Annotated in this window: 12 protein-coding genes; 2 read left to right on the top strand and 10 right to left on the bottom strand. The window is 68.8% G+C overall.

Going from position 1 to position 18,249, the window contains the following annotated elements; translation table 11 throughout:
* Positions 1-206: 206 nt before the first annotated feature.
* From ABD333_RS29030 to glf, 9 genes are all read right to left on the bottom strand, one after another.
* Positions 207-2,960, bottom strand: a complete 2,754-nt coding sequence (locus tag ABD333_RS29030; RefSeq protein ID WP_344545691.1) for an RICIN domain-containing protein — start codon at positions 2,958-2,960, stop codon at positions 207-209.
* A gap of 64 nt (positions 2,961-3,024) precedes the next feature.
* A complete protein-coding gene (locus ABD333_RS29025) occupies positions 3,025-3,915 on the bottom strand; it encodes a class I SAM-dependent methyltransferase (RefSeq protein ID WP_344545690.1) in 891 nt (296 codons plus the stop codon).
* Positions 3,916-3,949: 34 nt separating this feature from the next.
* On the bottom strand, positions 3,950-5,521 hold the full coding sequence (locus ABD333_RS29020; protein ID WP_344545689.1) for a DUF2142 domain-containing protein: 1,572 nt from the start codon (positions 5,519-5,521) through the stop codon (positions 3,950-3,952).
* A 5-nt stretch (positions 5,522-5,526) separates the two neighbouring features.
* A complete protein-coding gene (locus ABD333_RS29015) occupies positions 5,527-6,597 on the bottom strand; it encodes a class I SAM-dependent methyltransferase (protein WP_344545688.1) in 1,071 nt (356 codons plus the stop codon).
* Between the two features lie 14 nt (positions 6,598-6,611).
* Positions 6,612-9,248, bottom strand: coding sequence for an HAD family hydrolase (locus ABD333_RS29010; protein WP_344545687.1), 2,637 nt, complete (start codon positions 9,246-9,248; stop codon positions 6,612-6,614).
* A gap of 172 nt (positions 9,249-9,420) precedes the next feature.
* Positions 9,421-10,185, bottom strand: a complete 765-nt coding sequence (locus tag ABD333_RS29005; protein ID WP_344545686.1) for an ABC transporter ATP-binding protein — start codon at positions 10,183-10,185, stop codon at positions 9,421-9,423.
* 3 nt (positions 10,186-10,188) lie between these two features.
* Positions 10,189-11,058 carry an ABC transporter permease gene (locus tag ABD333_RS29000; protein ID WP_344545685.1) on the bottom strand — a complete coding sequence of 290 codons (870 nt, stop codon included), beginning with the start codon at positions 11,056-11,058 and terminating at the stop codon, positions 10,189-10,191.
* A complete protein-coding gene (locus tag ABD333_RS28995) occupies positions 11,055-13,139 on the bottom strand; it encodes a glycosyltransferase (protein ID WP_344545684.1) in 2,085 nt (694 codons plus the stop codon). The genes ABD333_RS29000 and ABD333_RS28995 overlap by 4 nt, the downstream gene beginning before the upstream one ends.
* On the bottom strand, positions 13,136-14,302 hold the full coding sequence (gene glf, locus ABD333_RS28990; RefSeq protein ID WP_344545683.1) for a UDP-galactopyranose mutase: 1,167 nt from the start codon (positions 14,300-14,302) through the stop codon (positions 13,136-13,138). Before glf ends, ABD333_RS28995 begins: the two co-directional genes overlap by 4 nt.
* Before the next feature lie 163 nt (positions 14,303-14,465).
* Between glf and ABD333_RS28985 the strand changes: the two genes are divergently transcribed.
* On the top strand, positions 14,466-15,746 hold the full coding sequence (locus tag ABD333_RS28985) for a sulfotransferase family protein (protein WP_344545682.1): 1,281 nt from the start codon (positions 14,466-14,468) through the stop codon (positions 15,744-15,746).
* Positions 15,743-16,720, top strand: a complete 978-nt coding sequence (locus ABD333_RS28980; RefSeq protein ID WP_344545681.1) for a glycosyltransferase — start codon at positions 15,743-15,745, stop codon at positions 16,718-16,720. Before ABD333_RS28985 ends, ABD333_RS28980 begins: the two co-directional genes overlap by 4 nt.
* Here ABD333_RS28980 and ABD333_RS28975 read toward each other — a convergent pair.
* The gene (locus ABD333_RS28975) at positions 16,668-18,131 is read right to left on the bottom strand and encodes a family 43 glycosylhydrolase (protein ID WP_344545680.1); all 1,464 of its coding nucleotides are present in this window, start codon (positions 18,129-18,131) and stop codon (positions 16,668-16,670) included. The genes ABD333_RS28980 and ABD333_RS28975 overlap by 53 nt on opposite strands.
* Positions 18,132-18,249 lie beyond the last annotated feature (118 nt).

Here is an 18,249-nt window from a genome sequence, read left to right as displayed (position 1 = left end):
CGGGGAGAAACGCCTGGGGGCTGGTTGGTCGGATTCCTACCCGCACAGAGTAAAGACGTTCCGGGCACAACGCGCCACATTCCACCGAACACGAGGGCCTATGACCGACTTGAGTCGCCAATTCGGTCACCCGGTTCACCTGCACCAAAGATCGGACACCGCGCACAGGGATCGGTGGCCGGATCCGGCCACCGACCCTCGCTGCGTTACGGCTTGAGCTCCGTCCGCCAGATCTGCGGCGCCTGACCGTTGCAGGTCCACTGCTGGATCTTCGTCCCGTTGTCGCCCAAGCCCCTGTCCAGATCGAGGCAGAGCCCGCTGTGCTTCGCCTTGATCGTGTAGTAGTCGTGTCCCACGTTGACGAACTTCCACAGGTTCGCGTTGGTGTTCCCGCAGGAGCCCTGTTGGACGACGGCCCCCTGCTGGGTGGCACCGCCCGCGACTTCAAGACACTTGCCGCTCGCGACGTTGTGGAACTCGAAGTACTCGCCGACCTTCTCGACCTTCCAATCCTGCCGGGGCAGCCTGTTGCAGGCCCACTGCTGCACGTTGGGGACGCTCACATCCGATCCGAGGCCGACCTCGACGCACTTGTCATCGCCGGGAAGGCTCCGCACCTTGTACGTCGCGTTGTGGGTGATCTTGTCGTCTCCGCCGGTGCCCTGGGCCGACGCCGACCCGAAGACCGCCGTACAGCGACCGGTGTTCGGATCACCGATCCGCTTGGTGGCGATCTGCAGCAGACCGGTCCCGTCCGCCGACGGCAGCAAGGCGGAACTGTAGTTGTTGCAGACCAGTTCTTCCGTGCCGGGCGCCGCCGTGAAGGACACCTGGACGGGCGCCTCGATCTCGTACCAGTTACCGGCCCCCTTCTCGGTGTTGACGAAGATCCTCTTGCCGCTCTCAGGGAGAATGGCCCCGTTCTGGTCCTTCACCAGCCCGCCGACCATGAAGACCCGCCCATGGGCACTGGCGCTCGGCCCCCACGCCACCGTCGGCGCGTGGTACTGCACCTTCGTGGGGCCGCCGCCGATGTCCGGCGTCGTGGCGACCTCACCGGGCGACTTGGGGTCACCCCAGTCAATCCCGTTGGTGGACTTCCGGAAGTGGACCTTGCAGGCCGCCGCTCCCTGGTTCTTCCCGCAGACTTCGTACGACATCACGTAGGAGTCGTCCTTGAGCTTGCGCACGACCGGCATCCCGGGCCGATGATCCGCGCCGAGATTCACGACGTCGGGCCTTTCCGTCCAGGTCCGGCCGGCGTCCTTCGACGTCACCACCGAGATCACCTGCGTGCTCTCCCCGGACTCGTAGCGAGTGTCGTAGGAGAAGAAGCAGTTCAGATACCCCTGAGCGTCCACCGAGAACTCCGGCTCCCAGAGACCCTCCCAAGGATTGGTCCCGCTCCCGGCAGTGGCACAGCTGGACAGATAGGACCAGTTGCGTCCGCCGTCGGTACTCCTCCACACACGGATGGCAGGCCTGCGCACTCCGGAGACCTCCATGCCCACCGTCGTTCCCCAGAGCAGCGTGCCCGTGCCGTCCGGCATTTCGAAGAGGCTTCCGCAGCACGCTCCGTTGCCGTTCGCCGCCTCCGGATCACGTACCTCGCCCACCGGCTGGAACGTCTGGCCGTTGTCAGTGCTCTCGTAGAACCGGCTCATGTCCGTCAGGCCACCGGTCGAGCTGGTGTTGAGACTGGCGAGGATCTTGTTGTTGGACAGCCTGATCGCCCGCGGGTACATCGCGAGGCCGGGTGTGACATCGATCGAGTCGACCTCGACGTGACACGTGTCATGGGCGAGCCGCACCGTGTTGGTCCCGGCCTTGAGCCAGACCTCCGCCGCCTTGATCTCCCACTGGTCCCAGTTGATCGATGGATACGAGAGCCGCTGCCCGGCCCCTCCGTTGACCGTCAACTGAAGCGAGCATGTGGATCCGCTCCCGTTCGCTCCCCTGGTGTAGATCCGATAAGGCCCGGCGGTGGGCGCGGTGACCGTGAGATCGACCTGGCTGCCCGGCGCGTCGAAGTGGCCGACCTTCTTCTGCCCGGAAGCGTTGATCGTGTCCACGACCTTGGTCAGGCCGCCGAGCACGCCCGACTCGGCCTCCCAGCGGCTCATCGGCGCCGACGTCATCGCCGCGTGCCAGCGAGCCGCCATCTTCGAGTAACCGCCCGTCGTGGGGTGGAGCCCGTCGTGAAAATCGCCGACCGGCACCGCGGAATTCATGTCAACCAGCCGGACGTTGCCGCCCCTGGCCTGCACGATCGCTGGTATCCGCGCGTTGTAGGCCCGGGCCTGAGCGTTCCAGTCGTTGTTCGGCGGCCGCGGGACGCCCGGTGGCGGACCGGGATGCGTGGCGTTGTTGATCGGCACGATGGTGGCCACGTACACCACCGCCTTCGGAGCGGCCTGGCTGATGTGGCCGATCAGCTCTCCCAGCCGATCGGCCAAGGCGGCCGAACCGCTGCCGAGGTTGCACTGCAGGTTGATGTCGTTGGTACCGATGTGCAGCAACACCACGTCCGGCTGGGCCAGGGTCACCCACTTCCTGACGTTCTCGCCCTTGTTCATGTCCCCGCAAGGCCTGTCCAAGCCGCCCGAGATCTGGTCGATCCGGAAGCCGCCGTGGCCCTGATGGTCCTTGTCCCCGAGCCGCTCCGGACCGACCGGATCAGCATTGCCTACGAAGTCCACCGCACGTCCGTCGGCGCGGAACAGCTGCCACAGATCTGTGCGATACCCGCCGTTCGTGCCGGGCGGCACACCATCGGCAGTGTCGACGGGGGCGTAGCCCTGGGTGATCGAGTCGCCTAGAGGCATCACCCGGAGCGGCGGCGGGGCCGCCGCGACGGCGGGCGATGCGGTGCCGGCGGTAGCCGGGGACCACGCTCCCGGTACGACGAGCCCCAAGAGCAGCAGCAGGACGAATCCCGCCGACGGCCATGGACGTTTCATGGTGGAGTTGATCACGAACTAGGGACGCGTGACGCCTGTCGGCGGTTGTCCAGAACGTCCAGAATTAGGGCGCAGGGTCGGCTTTGACGGGCAGGAAGGACTCCAGCTCCATCGTGGGGTGCGGGTACTTCCAGTCGACGTCCGAGAGGCGGATGTACATGCCTTCGGGCTGGCCAGGGAGGAAGTAGTTCCCGCCCCACTGGTCAGGGCTCGTCACCGGGTCGCCGGGGAGGAACCTGGCTCCGAGCGCCTCGTACTTCACGTCCACACCGAACATCGCGTACACCGCGGCGTCCACGAAGTTGAAGTACTTGATGTCGCCGCGCAGGTGCGTGTCCTGCAACGCGATGGCGTGCACCTGCTCGCGGGCGAAGTACACCGAGCTCAGGTCCTTGACGACCTGGCCGAAGTCGTGGGCCCCGTCGTGGTGGACGAGAGCGTGGGTCTGCGGCTCGTTCAGCAGGACGTTCTTCACGTACGTCGGCAGGTCTCCGTAGAACATCCGGACCCGCGAGATGGCGCGCGGGAAGATCCGCCGCAGCCGCTCGTAGGTGAACTGGAGATAGGCGTGGTTGGCGTCGACGAGGTCGAGTTCGAGGCCCATCGGCTCGACACACCCGGCCAGCACGGCCGAGGAGCCGCCCATGAAGACGCCCACGTCGACCATCCTGGAGAGCTCCTGGTGACTGCGCTCCACGCGGTTGAAGACGTCGAAGTAGTGATGGGCGCTGCACTGGTCCTCGTACGGCGGGCTCGCGTTCTCGATCCGGGCCGTGATGCGGTCGAAGATCGTGTTACGGCCGGCGAAGAACTTCAGGTCGGCGTGGTGGCCGCTCAGGATCGGGATGTCGAGGACCTCATGAGGGTTCTCCACATCGGCCAGCGTGGCGTCCGGTTCGAGAAATTTCCCCCACGCGTCGTGATGCATGGCCACGGTGGTGATGTAGTCGCTCATTTCCAGGTACCTCTCCTCGGAATGCCGTGGACGATCAAGGTGCTGGCAGTGCCGCCGACGTGTCGGGACGACGTATGGCCGCTGGGACCTTCGGCGCGAGTGGACTCCGTGAGACGAGCCAGACCAGGCCCCCGAGCGCGACCAGCCCCAGGGTCGTCACGAGCAGCGCCGTCCCCGATCCCATCGATGGCCGCCAGATGCCGCTGAACGGATTCAGCACCGGGTCCTGGGCGTTCAGCCCGTGCTGGTACCGCACCATCGTGTACCCCAGGGCGATCAGATGCAGGGGCAACGTGAGAACGGCCAGCCAGCGCGTCGACGAACGAACGAGCGCCGGAGTGAGAACGACCCGTTCGTCGATGATGTAGGCCGCCAGCAGGGCGGCCCCGACCGCCGAGGGCAGGATGTACCGGCCCTGGGCCATCATCCCGTTCTCCTCGGCCCCGAAGATGTCCATCTGGAACGGCAGGCCGAAGGCGACCAGCACGGTCAGCGCGAGCCGCCACCGGTCCGCCCTGCCGCCCGCCGCGAACGCGGCGATGGCGAGGAAGCCGACGGCCGCGAACCAGACGGCGTAGAAGCCGCCGGGCATCTCGACGTCCACCCAGCCGAAGAGGCCGACCATCGACTTCAGATAGAACGGGATCCGCTCGATCAGCACGACCCGCAGCGCGTCGCCAGGCCCGAGCCCGGCTCCGCCCGGGACCGGAACGAGTTCCGTGGCCTTCATGGCCAGCGTCCAGATCCCGGACGCCAGACCCGCCAGGGCCACCTCGGCCGTCGTGATCCAGACCCTCTTGTCGCGGGCCAGCCGGATGAGACGCTCCCGCCCCGCGGTGGCCAGCAGCACCCCGCCCGCCAGCGCGACGAACATGGGTCCCGCGGGCCGCACGCACGCGACCACCGAGGCGGAGACCGCGAGCAGGACGAGCAGCCGCCGATCGGGCGGCCCGGCCCCGAGGACGAGCGGTATGAGCGCCGTCCACATGGCGATCGCCGCCGCGATCTCCAGGCCGTTCGGGTTGACGGCCCCGGCCAGGTGCATCGTCATGGGAGTCGTCGCGACGAGGAGGCCTGCCAGGAGGAACGGCCGCCGTGACCAGATGAGGATGCTCCGGACGGCGGCGGTGAGGAATCCCGCCGCCAGCGCGACGCTCACCAGCCTGGCGAGCACCAGCCCGGTCTCGTTGGGCCACCACTTGAGCGGCCATCCGACCACGGCACCGTACGTGGGCTGATACCGGCCCGTGGCGGAGAATCGCTGCACGGGCCTTTCCGGATTCGCGGGAGACGGCTTCAGGCAGTTCGCGGGCTGCCGGGGCTTGAACGCGAAGCACGGCGGCGAGGTCCGGAACGCCCCGGCCGGGACGGTCTGCCAGACACCGGACAGCGGACGCGGCTGGCCGTCGACGACGACGTTCGCCGGCGGTGCCGTGAGACCGCCGCCGACCACGCCGACCGCCCTGGTGATGTGAGCCTGCTCGTCGGGAGCGCCGTCCCACGGCATGGCGACGGCCCAGCCGGCGCCGACCCCGAAGAAGCCCAGGAAGGCCAGGATGGTGATCAGGCGGGCTCGGCGCGGCGCGACCATGGAGACCTCGGCCACGGGGGCTAACCCGGGGACTTCCGGATCCGGGCGTTGATGGCCCGGCCCAGCTGCGACAGCGCCGCGCCGAGCTCCCGCTCCTCACCCGTCGTCTGGACGGCCGTGGCCCGCGTGAGCTCGTCACGCAGCCGCTGCTGCGCGTCGCGTCGTGCCGCGATCTCAGCGTTGGCCCGCTGCAGTTCGGTCCGCAGCCGCTCGATCTCCTGACGCTGGGAGGCGATGGTGTCGGCCAGCCTGTCCGCGTCGTCGGTGACCGCCTCCGCCTCGTACTGGAGCTGGAGTACGTGCGTGTACAGCGCGAGCCGGTTGTTCTCCATGGCCGCGAGAAGCTTCGAACCGGAGTAGGGACGGAGCGCCTCGAAGATCTCCGTGGCGCCCGGCGTGCTCTCGCGCATCAGCAGCCCGAAGCCGAAGACGGCGGGCACGATCTCCAGCCGCCAGTCGTCACCGGCCGCGGCCATCGCGTCCTCGACCGCGGTGAGCACGCCGTTGCGCTCACCGCCGGCCTGGACCGCGAACGTGAACGCCTCGCCGCCGACGAAACCGGCCGGGGAGACCTCGTCGTGCCACACCGTGGGCCCGTCGGCCGTGGTCGGGTGGACGGCCCCCGGCGGCAGCGGCGACGGCTGGTAGTAGGAGTCGCGGCGGCCACAGGGCCACAGGACGTCATGGAGGGCCACCACGGCGTCCGGAGCGTTCTCCATGATCCAGTCGAGCTCCGCCCGGACGACCGCGTAGTTGTGGTCGCCGTCGAGCACGTAGAGATCGGCCACCGGCAGCTTCCCCAGCACATCGGGGGAGCGGCCCTCCACCAGGGTGAGCCTCGGATCCGCTTCGACGAAGGCCCGCAGGTCGTTGCTGGGAGCGGGCTCCACGCAGTGCACCGCCGCTCCCAGGTCGGCGTAGACGGAGCTGACCTGGCCCGACTCCACCCCGACCTCCACGACCGTGGCGATCTCCCGGGCGGCGAAGACCCGTTCGAACAGCTCGTGGAAGAGCGACATCGAGTGCAGGAGCAGCGGGAGTTCACGGGCCGCTCGGCTCTGGCCGTGGGGATCCTCCCGCGACCCGGTCATCTCGCCGCCGACACTCACGAACCGCCGCCGAGCTTGCGCCTGGCCATCTGGCCGGCGGTGGTCGCGACTCCCTTGACACCGGCCGCCCGGTACTGGTCTCTGAGCCGGTCCGACAGCAGCACGGCACGGGCCACCCGGCGGGACCGGGCGTCCACGGGCAGGTGCGGGGCCATGCCGGTCATCGTCTGGGGCAGCACGGCGAACGCGATGCTGACCTGGCCCGAGGAGACGACCGGTGCTCCGGCGCGACGGGCGATGGGAAGCCAGACCGCCGCGTGCGGCGAGTCGAACTCCATCAGATTGCCGCCGAGGTAACGGCACTCGGCGTAGTGCAGGCCGATGAAGTCCTCCGGCTTGTCCCAGCGCAGCACGCGCTCCTGGCGTCGGCCGCCGGCGATGACCTTGGCCTCGATCCAGTCGACCCGCACGATCGCCGGGCGGCCGGGGATGGCCAGCGAGAGGTCGACCGTGTCGTGGTGTTCGAAGCGGAGCCGGGCGAACGACAGGCCGTTGTGGTTGATCCTGACCCGCTGGCGGACGGTCTTGTGCCAGCGGTCGTCTGCGGTCCGGTAGCGCAGCCGGGTCTCGAACGCCTCGCCGGAGGGTTCGAACGCGTCCTTGTCGATCTCCCCTTGGGCGACGGCACGGGCCAGCGCGCCGAGGCCGGGGTCGGAGGCGGCGATCAACGCCGGCCAGAAGGAGTCCCGCATGTGCAGGTCGTCGAGGTCGTTGAGGGACAGGTAGGGGATGGCCTGCTTCAGGTCCTGCGGCAGGAGGGTGGTGACCATGGTGGAGCCGAAGTTGTCCTCGTGGGCCCAGTTGCCGAAGACCGCGGCCTCGTCGGGGGTCGGCGACTCCAGCGCGGAGACCAGGATCCTGGACAACCGTTCCCGGGCGGCCGGCGACCCGACGAGATCCGGCCACGTGCCGCCCGCGTTGACGACGTAGCGGTTCCAGTTGGCCTGGAACGCCAGGATGCCGTCCTGGACCGTCCGCCGCTCGGCGTCTTGCGACGGCGAGTCGACGGTCGCCCCCAGGACCGGTTCGCCGTCGTCGGTGAACCCGATGAGCGAACCGCACAGCGCGTTGATCGACTGCTCGACGATCTCCGGGCTGCGGGTGACGGTGGCGGCGAGGCGCGCCGGATGGCCTGCCTGCGCGAGATAGCCCTCGGCCCGCAGGCCGGCCAGATACACCCGTTCGGACCGGCCGTCGGTGGCCAGGTAGAGGCCGGCCGGGGCGAGGTCGATCTTGGCGATCTTCAGGGCGCGGGCGAGCTGGAGCTGGATCGTGCCGCCCCAGCCGAGGTCGACCAGCGTGAGGTCGGGGCCGTCGAGCGCGCCGGCGGCCCGCAGGGACCTGATCAGGCGCTCCCGGGCGGCGGTGACCGTCACCGTGAGGCGGTTGCGCAGGTGCGGGGTCTCGGTGAGGGCACGGCTGACCTTGTCGGCGATCTCACCGTTGTCGATGACCGTGTCGAGCTCGGCGGCGAGGCCCGGGACCTCACCGGCCCTGAGGTCGAGAACGGCGAGCGTCTGCCGTACCGTCAGCTGGTAGCCGCTGCGGACGAACGCGTGCACGGCGTCGGTGTCGAGGGAGTCCAGACCGGCCAGCGAGGTCACGAACCGCGACAGCCAGACGGGCTTGGCCTCGACGTCCACGCCACGGGCCCGGGCCGCGTTGTTGATCAGCTGGGCCAGCAGCTCGCCCTCGCGCATCGGGCACCAGAGCTTCGTGGTGCCGGCCTCGACCGCCTTGGCGACCACCCACTCCGCGAAGCCGGTCATCACCGGGCCGAGCACTCCGGACCCGTAGCGCCACGCGACCTCCAGCGCCGACGTCGCGTGCGCCGAGGCAGAGTGGACGGTCTTCGCCCGCAGGCTTGTCAGGCCGAAGTCACCGTGGCGTTCGTCGAGGTCCGGCGCGTGGTCCCCGGCCGGCTCGACGGGCTCGCGCTCCCGCTTCAGGATGGCCTCGTAGTCGTCGTCGAGCCTGCGGTAGAGCACGGTGCGCACGCCCAGCTCGGCCGGTACCTCGTCGTCGGCGACCTCGTTGTCGCCGATGTGCACGACCTGCTGCGGGCTGCACCCCAGGTCGCGCAGGACGATCTCCCATAGGCCCGAGGCCTTGTCCGTGCCGTGCTGGTTGGAACGGAAGATCCGGGCGTCCTGCATGGCGCCCAGTTCGGGGCGGTCGAGCAGGTAGGACAGGTGATCTTCGGTGAAGTAGGTGTCCGAGACCAGGACGATCTGGATGTCCTGCTTGCGGGCGGCGTTCACGACCTCGGCGATGTCCAGATCCACGACCGTGAACTCACGTTCGGCCTGCACCTCGGCCTCGACCAGCTGCTCCAGCAGGGCGCCGCCGAACACCTCGCTCGGCATGGCGCGCCAGATGTCGAAGAGGGAGACCTCGGTGCCGAGGGTGTCGCGGCTGCGCCGTGCCCGGTCCTCGGCGCCGATCCGCATCCTCCGGAAGGTCGCGTCGCTCACCCATGGCGGGCAGAGACCCGCGTCGCGCAGCCTGGCGCCGAGGAGCCCGAACACGTCCGTGGGCCGCGGCACGCGGCGCCAGAGCACGGTGTCGAAGATGTCGAGGGAAAGGACGGTGCACGCCCGGTCGGCGACTATGCGGTGAACGTTGTCGAGCAACGGACAAACGCTTTCCTGCTGGGCCAACGCCGCACCTCTCCCCGGTTTCGAATGGGCGCCGCGCAGCACTCGGACGCGGCTCGGAACACTTTATCCAAGCTCAGGAGCAGGTAGGGCGTTTCCACATTAACGGGATCAAGAGGACCAACGCCCGACATCTCACCCTGTGTGATCAGGCTCCCCGGACCGCGCCGTTCGCCGCGCGCTTCGCCTGGCGGTCCCGCCGAACGAGCTGGCCGGCCTCGGCCGCCGGGCCGTCGAAGATGACCTTTCCCTGACGCATGGTGATGCCGCGATCACAGAGTCCGGTCAGCATCTTGATGTCGTGCGCCACGATGACCATCGTGCGCCCCTCGCCCCGGAGCTCGCGAATGCGGTCGAGGCACTTCTCGCGGAAGGGCGGGTCGCCGACGGCCAGCACCTCGTCGATCAGGAAGACGTCGGGCTCGGTGTGCGCCGCGATCGAGAAACCGAGCCGCATGAACATGCCGGACGAGTAGAACTTCACCTGGTCGTCCAGGAAGCGCTCGACCCCGGAGAAGTCCACGATCGCGTCGAACTTCCGCTCGATCTCCGCCCTGGACATGCCGAGGATCGCGCCGTTCAGATGGACGTTCTCCCGGCCGGTCAGCTCGGGGTGCAGCCCCGCGCCCACGTCGATCAGCCCGGCAATGCGCCCGCGGACGAGCACCGAGCCCGCGTCCGGCTGCATCACCCCGGAGATGAGCTTGAGCAGGGTGCTCTTGCCCGAGCCGTTGAGCCCCATCAGCGCCACGGTCTCGCCCTGGTGGATGGTGAGGCTCACGTCGTCGAGCGCCCTGAACTTCTCGGACAGCGTCTGCCCGCGGAGCGCCCGGACGCTCATCTCCTTGATGGAGCGGGCGTGCCGCAAGGTGAAGTGCTTGGTCACCGAGTCGATGACGATGGAAGAAGTCAACGGCTACAGCTCCTGCGCGAAACGCTTCTGCATCCTGGCGAACGCCGCCCGCCCGGCGACGAAGACCAGGATGGCGAAGGCCAGGGACGCGGTGGCGTGGAGATACATGTGCGGGGGAAAGGTGAACGTCTCACCCGTCCCCGGGAACCAGAAGGCCTTCTGGAAGAGGGAGACGGCGGAGACCAGCGGGTTGGCCAGATAGAGGTCCTCCACCCACCCCGGCGCATGGGTGCGCACATGGGTCCACGGGTAGATCATCGGCACCGACCACGTCACGACGATCATCGAGATGTCCACGACCTGTTCCAGGTCGCGGAAGAAGACGTTGATCGCCGCGCACAGCAGGCCGAGGCCGAGGCCGAGCACGACGATGATGGCGAAGCCGAACACGGCCGCGCCCAGGGCTTCGGGCGTGGGCCGCCAGCCCTTCACGACCGAGGCGCCGAGCAGGATCAGCATGCTCGGCAGGAAATGCACCAGCGACACCAGCAGCGAGGCGATCGGGAAGAGCTCGCGCGGCAGGAAGACCTTGCGGACCAGCGGAGCGTTGCCCGTTACCGAGCGCGTCGTCGAGTGCAGCGTCTCGGTGAAGAGGTTGACCAGCACCATCCCGGAGAACAGGTAGACCGCGAAGTTCTCGACCTGGCGCTCCATGCCCAGGAAGACGCCGATCACATAGAAGTAGACCGAAAAGTACACCGCCGGCCGCACGTACGACCAGCCCAGTCCGAGCAACGACCCCTTGTAGCGGGCCCTGAGTTCCCGGCGGACCAAGAGGCGCAGCAGGTATCGCCGTCGGGCGGCCTGCCGCAGCCCGCCGTCCGCCCCCGGCGGCCGGAGCAGGTCGTCGGAGGAGATCAGAGTGGTGGTCATCCCCGCTGCGACCCCGTGGAGTCGAACGTGCGACGCCAGGCCTCGGGCGAGACGAGCTCGTCCATGGCCGCCCGATACCTGTCGCTCAGTTCCGGCCACTCGCGGCTCAGCCTGGCGTGCAGCAGCGCAGTACGCTTCATGATCTTCTTGTAGCGGGCGGGGTCGCGCTGGTACCAGGCGACCTTGGTGCCGTCGGCCGAGGACACCAGGGCACTGTCGAACTTCGACAGCAGCCCCCAGTGCCGATCGATGTGCGGAACCACGATCTGGGGATTGCTCCGCGCGTCGGCGTCGACCGGACGCAGCTGCTTGAGCGAGCCGAGCACCGCGGTCGTCAGCATGCCCACCCGGTCGCTCGGAGGCTTGGGGTTGCGACCGCGCTTGGGCGGCTTGCGCCGGCGGACCTGGGGGAACTCCTCGTGGCTCGCCCGGTTCTGCGCGTCCACGAAGTCGGCGCGGAACGTGCGGATCTCCGCGAGCTTCGCGGCGATCCCGGCATGCATGTGCTCCGGGCCGCTCAGCACGTCCTCGATCGCCGAGAGCATCAGCTCGGCGGTGGAGTACTGCATGGCGAGGGCGTGCTTCACCGAGATGATGAAGCTCTCCTTGACCAAGTTGCCGCCGCGGTCGTACGGCGAATGCACCAGCGCGGTGACGAGCCGGTTGCGCTCGTGGAAGTACGCCTGCCAGTCGATGCCGTCGTCCTTGTCCTGCCACGGGACGTGCCATGCGGCCACTCCGGGCAGCGAGACGGTCGGAAAGCCGGCCTCACCGGCGCGGACACAATATTCGGCGTCGTCCCACTTGATGAACATCGGCATGGACAGGCCGATCTTCCGCATGACGTCGGTGGGGATCAGGCACATCCACCAGCCGTTGTAGTCCACGTCCACGCGGCGGTGCAGCCAGCTGGTCTTGCGCAGGCTGCCCGTGCTGGGCAGCTGCCCGGACTTGGCCTGGGCCGCCACCGCGGGAGCCGCCGGAGCCGGCAGGGCGAAGTCGTGCTCGCGGCGGGTGCTCGGCGCCTCCTCCCACCACCAGCGGTAGCGCTGGATGATCTCACCGTAGGCGTGCAGCTGTGAACGGACGAAGAGGTTGAACATGTGCCCGCCCACGATCGTGGGCGTGCGGGCGTGGTCAGCGAAGGCGACGGCGCGCAGGATCCCCTCGGTCTCGGTGACCACGTCGTCGTCGAGAAGCAGCACGTAGTCGCTGGTACCGGCCCGGAGCGTCTCGTCCATCGCCCGGGAGAACCCGCCGGAGCCGCCGAGGTTCGCCTGGTCGATGAGCTTCAGCCGGGACCCCAGCGACTCGGCCGCGCGCGGGAAGTTCGGGTCGTCGCTCACCCGTTCGGTGCCCTGGTCGACGACGTAGATCGCGTCGACCACCTCCAGCACCTCCGGTGCCTGGCCGAGCGCGACGAGCTGGTCGACGCAGAACGACGGCCGGTTGAACGTGGTGATGCCGAGGCTCACCCGGCCCTGCGGCACCTGACTCGCCGCCGCGCACCACTCCGCCCGTTCCAGCAGGGCGTTGGTCTCCCCCGCCAGGATGTCCATCCAGTACCAGCCGCCGTCGATGAACGGCTGGAGCGACAGCCGGAAGGTCTCCTCCTGGGCCTCGTCGGAGTCGATCCGGACGGAGGCGACGCGCTGGATGTGCCCCTTGGCACTGGACCTGTAGACGATCACGTTGGCCTGGCCGCGCACCCGGACCCGGAGGATCACCTCGTCGACCGAGGTCCAGCGCCGCCAGTAGCTTGCCGGGAACGCGTTGAAGTAGGTGGCGAAGGAGACTCGCTCCCCGATCGGCACGAGCACGCTGCGCCGGCCGATGTCCTCCGGCCGGCCGATGTCCTCCGGCTGGCCGGCCTCGCCCGCGCCGTCCGCGTCCCCCGCACGCGCGGCCGCGACACCGGCCTCGGCCGCCGCCTCGACGGCCGCCTCCGCCGCGACCGCCTCCGCGCCGCGGCCGATCTCTCCCTCGACGTACAGCTTCAGTACGTCGAGGTCGCGGTCCACCGGCATCACGACGCGCTGCAGGACCCGCAGCCCGGACGGCTCGATGCTCTCGACGTTCACTCGTCCACCCCTCCGCTGATCAGACGCTCGCCCTCGACGAAATGGGGACGCAGCCTGTTGTCGACCATGCTGAGCGCGCTGGCGATCGCCATGTGCATGTCGAGGTACTTGTACGTGCCGAGACGGCCGCCGAACAGCACGCCGTCCTCGCGGCGGGCCATCTCCCGGTAGGCCAGCAGCCGGGAGCGGTCCTGGGCCGTGTTGATCGGATAGTACGGTTCGTCGCCCCGCGCCGCGAACCGCGAGTACTCCCGCATGATCACGGTCTTGTCCGACGGGTAGGCGCGCTCCGGGTGGAAGTGCCGGAACTCGTGAATGCGCGTATAGGGAACGTCTATATCGGCGTAGTTCATCACCGGAGTGCCCTGGAAGTCGCCCGTCCGCTTGACCTCCATCTCGAAGTCGAGGGTGCGCCAGCCCAGCTCACCCTCGGCATAGTCGAAATAGCGGTCCAGCGCTCCGGTGTAGACGACGGGCACGTTGCCTGCCACGTCGTCGCGGACGTCGAAGAAGTCGGTGCCGAGCCGCACCTCGATACCGGAGTGGTCGGCCATCCGTTCCAGCCACGCCGTGTAGCCGTCGACGGGAAGGCCCTCGTGGGTGTCGTTGAAATAGCGGTTGTCGAACGTGTAGCGGACCGGGAGCCGGGTGATGATCTCGGCGGGCAGGTCCTTGGGCTCGGTCTGCCACTGCTTGGCGGTGTAGCCCCGGATGAACGCCTCGTACAGCGGGCGCCCGATCAGCGAGATGGCCTTCTCTTCCAGGTTGCCGGGATCCGACACCTCGGCCGCCTGCTCGGCGATCAGCGCGCGCGCCTCGTCCGGGCTCATCGCGCGGCCGAAGTACTCGCAGATGGTGCCGAGGTTGATCGGCAGGGAGTAGACCCGCCCCTTGAAGGTCGAGAACACCCGGTGCTGGTAGCCGGTGAAGGAGGTGAACCTGTTGGCGTACTCCCACACCCGCTCGTTGGAGGTGTGGAACAGGTGCGCGCCGTAACGGTGGACTTCGATGCCTGTCTCCGGCTCCGGCTCGCTGTAGGCGTTGCCACCGATGTGGTCGCGACGATCCAGCACCAGCACGCGCAGGCCGAGCTCGGCCGCGCAGCGTTCGGCCACCGTCAGCCCGAAGAACCCGGCCCCGACGACCACTAGGTCAAAATTCACAGGACAACATCCGTCTCGTTGAACCCCAGAGGAGAAAGTGCCCCATTGCCACAAATGGAGCAGGAGGTGCTCTGGAGGGGCATATGCTCGTAAGATATCCGATGATCGACTGTCGCGATGCCGATCCACCGATGATGATCTAAGTTCGAGAACGAGGTTCCCGTTGGCGCCGATCCCGGACCCCGCGAGGTCTGTGGTCTACCTCCACGTGGGCTCGCCCAAGAGTGGTACGACCTTCCTCCAGCAGATCCTGTGGCGTAACCGTGCTGAGCTCGGCAGGGCCGGTGTGCTCCTGCCCGCTCGTTCGTTCCAGGGCCAACAGCGTGCCGTCTGGGACCTGCGCGACCTGGAGCAGCACCCCGCCGACCCCGCCCCGCCCTGGACGGGGCTGTGGGACCGCCTCGCCCAGCAGGTCCTCAAGTCGCCGCAGCCGACGGCGATCGTCTCGCACGAGACCCTCGCGTCGCTCGACGAGCGGCAGATCAAGCGCGCCGTCGAGGCGTTCCACCCCGCCGAGGTGCACGTCGTCTACACGATGCGCGACCTGGCCGGGCTGCTGCCCTCCGAATGGCAGGAGTACGTCAAGCACCGGTGCCTGCTCGACTACGAGGCGTGGATCTCCGAGGTCATCGACGGCGGGCCGGAGGTCGGGGTCGGCCAGTGGTTCTGGCGTGTCCACGACGCGCCGGAGGTGCTGCGCCGCTGGTCCACCGCGGTGCCGGCCGAGCGCATCCACCTGATCACCGTGCCGCCGCCGGGGGCCCCGCGTGACCTGTTGTGGCGGCGGTTCGCCGACCTCGTCGGCGTCAGTCCTGACGAGGTGGACCTCGACCAGGCATTCTCCAACTCCTCGCTGGGATTCGTGGAGGCCGAGCTGCTCCGCCGGGTCAACGCGGCCGTCGATCCGGAGACCCCGCAGTGGCTGTACTCCATCGCGGTCAAGGGCGCCTACGCCCACGAAGTGCTGTCCCTGCGCAAGGGGCGGAAGGTCTACTTCCCCTCCGACAGGAGGGACTGGGTCGACCGGCGCCAGCTCGAGATGATCGAGTCCCTGCGCGCCGGCGGCTACGACATGATCGGTGACCTGGACGAGCTCGTCGGACGGGCCCCCCACGGGCACGCCAAGGACATGGCCACGCACGACGAACTGCTCGACGCCGCTGCGGGCAGCACGCTGGCCCTGCTCGACGAGATCTACCGGCTGCGGGGCGAGGTCGCGCAGTTGCGCGGCGAGATCGCCAAGGATCGGACCAAGCCTCTCTACAAGACCGTGGTCGAGCACTTCAGTGAGACCAATCCCACCGTGATGAAGGCCCGGGTGGCCTACTGGCACGCGGTCGAACGGGTCCGCGGGACGAACGGCACGTCCGCGTCCGAAGCGCACAAGCCCCGCCCCTCGCTGTGGTCCGGCGCGAAGTGGCCGAAGGGTTCGGGTCCGGCGTGAGCCCGCGTGTGCTGGCGGTCGTCGTCACCTTCAACCGGCGTGATCTGCTGACCGAGTCCCTGACGGCCCTGCGCGCGCAGACCCGTCGACCCGACAAGATCATCGTCGTCGACAACGACTCCGGCGACGGTACCGCCGGCCTCGTCCGGACGGCATTCCCCGACACCGACCTCGTGTGCCTGCGCCGCAATGTGGGCGGAGCGGGGGGATTCGCCGCCGGGATCGCCCGCGCGCTCGCCGACGGAGCCGATCTGGTCTGGCTTCTGGACGACGACACCGTCCCTGAGAAGGGCGCCCTGGCCGCCCTCCTGAGCGCGCGCGAGAAGGCCGGGAGCGCGCCGGGGGGCGAGACTCCCGCGCTGATCGCCAGCCGGGTCGTGTGGACGGACGGCCGTGACCATCCAATGAACACGCCCCGCGCCAAGCCGGGTGCCTCGAAGGCCGAGCGGGACGCCGCCCGGGCCGCAGGCGGCGTCCCCATACGTTCGGCGTCGTTCGTCTCGGTGCTGGTGGAGGCCGCGGTGATCCGCGAGCGAGGCCTTCCGGTGGCCGACTACTTCCTTTGGAACGACGACTTCGAGTTCACCACGCGGATGCTGCGCGGCCGCCGGGGCCTCCTCTGCGACCACAGCGTCGTCGTCCACAAGACCAAGGTCTTCGGATCGACGGACGTGGACCCGGGAGAACGCTTCTACTTCGAGGTGCGCAACAAGATCTGGTTGTTCACGCGCAGCAGCGGCCTCTCGCTGCCCGAGCGCGCGCTTTATGCCGGGTCGACGCTCCGGCGCTGGGGGCGGACCGTCGCGAAGTCGGAAGACCGCCGGACGCTGCGCCGCGCGGCGGGGCGCGGCCTGTGGGCCGGGGTACGGAGGGGGCCGCGCAGCACCGAGGACGTGCTGGGCGAAGTCACTCCGCCCGGGGCTAGCCCTGGGCTTCGAGCACTTCCAGGTAGTCCACCTCGCCCATCCCGCTGACCCTGCGGAGGGACAGGATGTTCCAACCCGCCTTCAGCGGGATGCTCACCGTGGTGGTGCGCCACTGCGAACGGCTGGTCCGGGCCAACGTCACCGCGGTCGGGGTGAGGGAGTTGGCGGTGAGCTCCTGATAGCCGTCGATGCCGGAGCGGTTGGCATACCTGACGCGAACGTCGTAGGTGGCGGTGACCGGCACGAACACGTCCAGATCCAGTCGGCACCCATCGCCCTCGACCGCCGCGAGCGCCTTGCCCCCCGAGGCCTTTCGCCGGCTCAGGGCGGTCCCGCAGTTGCTCGTCCGCCCGTTCTCCGCCTCAAGCCGCACGGGAGAACCGTGCACGACCGGACGGGCGCCGTCCCACCCCAGCGAGGCCGCGAACATGCCGCGGGTGACGTCCTTGCCGCCACCGGACTTCAGGATCCCGTGGAAGATCAGATAGTCGGCGCCGCCCTCACTGAACACGTCCCCCCCGCCGGGTCCCCGCACACGCTCGCCGTAGCGCTCGGTCGACAGGAGAGGGCCGGACATCTTGGTATAGGGCCCGTTGACGGACGAGGCGACCGCGTACCAGGTCTCGTACTCGCTCTTGTAGTAAGAGCCGGCGGAGTAGAACAGGACGTATTTGCCGCCCCGCTGGACCAGCGCCGGCGCCTCGATCAGGGACGGCTCGCGCTTGTCGCGGGTGAGGAGCGAGCGCGGCGGGCCCAGCCTCGCGAGGCCGTCGGGAGTCAGCCGCTGGATGAAGATCGTCGCCGGTTTGCGGGCGTCATACCCGCGGCACTTGTAGAGCAGGTAGCGGGCGCCGTCGGAGTCGGTGAACGCCGCGGCGTCGATCGCCCCGCCCAGGTTGAGCGGACAGATCAGCGGCGCGTCGCCCACCGGCTTGAACGGCCCTCCGGGCGAGACCGACGTGGCCACTCCGATGCACTGCTTGTCCGTGCCGCTCCGTCGCGCAGTGTAGTAGAGCGCGTACGTGCCGTCCTGCCGTGCGACGACCTCCGGGGCCCACGTACGGCCGTCCGACGCCCACGACGGCAGGTCGGGCAGGCCGTCGCCACTCTGCTTCGTCCACGGCCCAGTCAGTGCGGGGGCGGTCGCGATCGGCAGTTCCTTGCCGCCGCTGTTGGTCGAGTAGGCGTAGTAGACGTCGCCCACCTTGAGGATGTCGGGATCGGGAAAGTCCGAACCGATCACCGGCTTGGTCGGGGCCGGAACCGTCGCCGGGCTGGTGAGCGGGGCGCTGTTGGGCGACGGTATCGGCGGCGGAACGCTCGTCGTCGCGACGGGTGGCACGGCCCGGCCCGGCGGACCCGCGGGCCCGGCGTCCCCCTCGACGAAAATGACCATCAGGGCCACCAGAGTGCTGAGCCCGGCGCCTATCAGCACGCTGGCGAGCTGCCGCGACAGCACCCGATCCCTCCACCCCTGGTCCCCGTTGCGGACCAACAGTACCCATGCCGGTCGGCTCGTGGACATGCGGTATGAACGAGACTGCTGCGACCGATATGACGCGATAATCCAATGAGAG

It is taken from the genome of Actinomadura fulvescens, assembly GCF_039533225.1.
Lineage (GTDB): Bacteria > Actinomycetota > Actinomycetes > Streptosporangiales > Streptosporangiaceae > Spirillospora > Spirillospora fulvescens.
The sequence above is the reverse complement of the archived record's forward strand: the minus strand, read 5'-3'. Positions and strand labels throughout refer to the sequence as shown.

What these genes read in the sequence shown, in the direction of transcription:
- ABD333_RS29000 (WP_344545685.1), bottom strand. Translation starts at nt 11,058, where the DNA reads ATGACCACCACTCTGATCTCCTCCGACGACCTGCTCCGGCCGCCGGGG.
- ABD333_RS29015 (WP_344545688.1), bottom strand. Translation starts at nt 6,597, where the DNA reads ATGACCGGGTCGCGGGAGGATCCCCACGGCCAGAGCCGAGCGGCCCGT.
- ABD333_RS29030 (WP_344545691.1), bottom strand. Translation starts at nt 2,960, where the DNA reads ATGAAACGTCCATGGCCGTCGGCGGGATTCGTCCTGCTGCTGCTCTTG.
- ABD333_RS29025 (WP_344545690.1), bottom strand. Translation starts at nt 3,915, where the DNA reads ATGAGCGACTACATCACCACCGTGGCCATGCATCACGACGCGTGGGGG.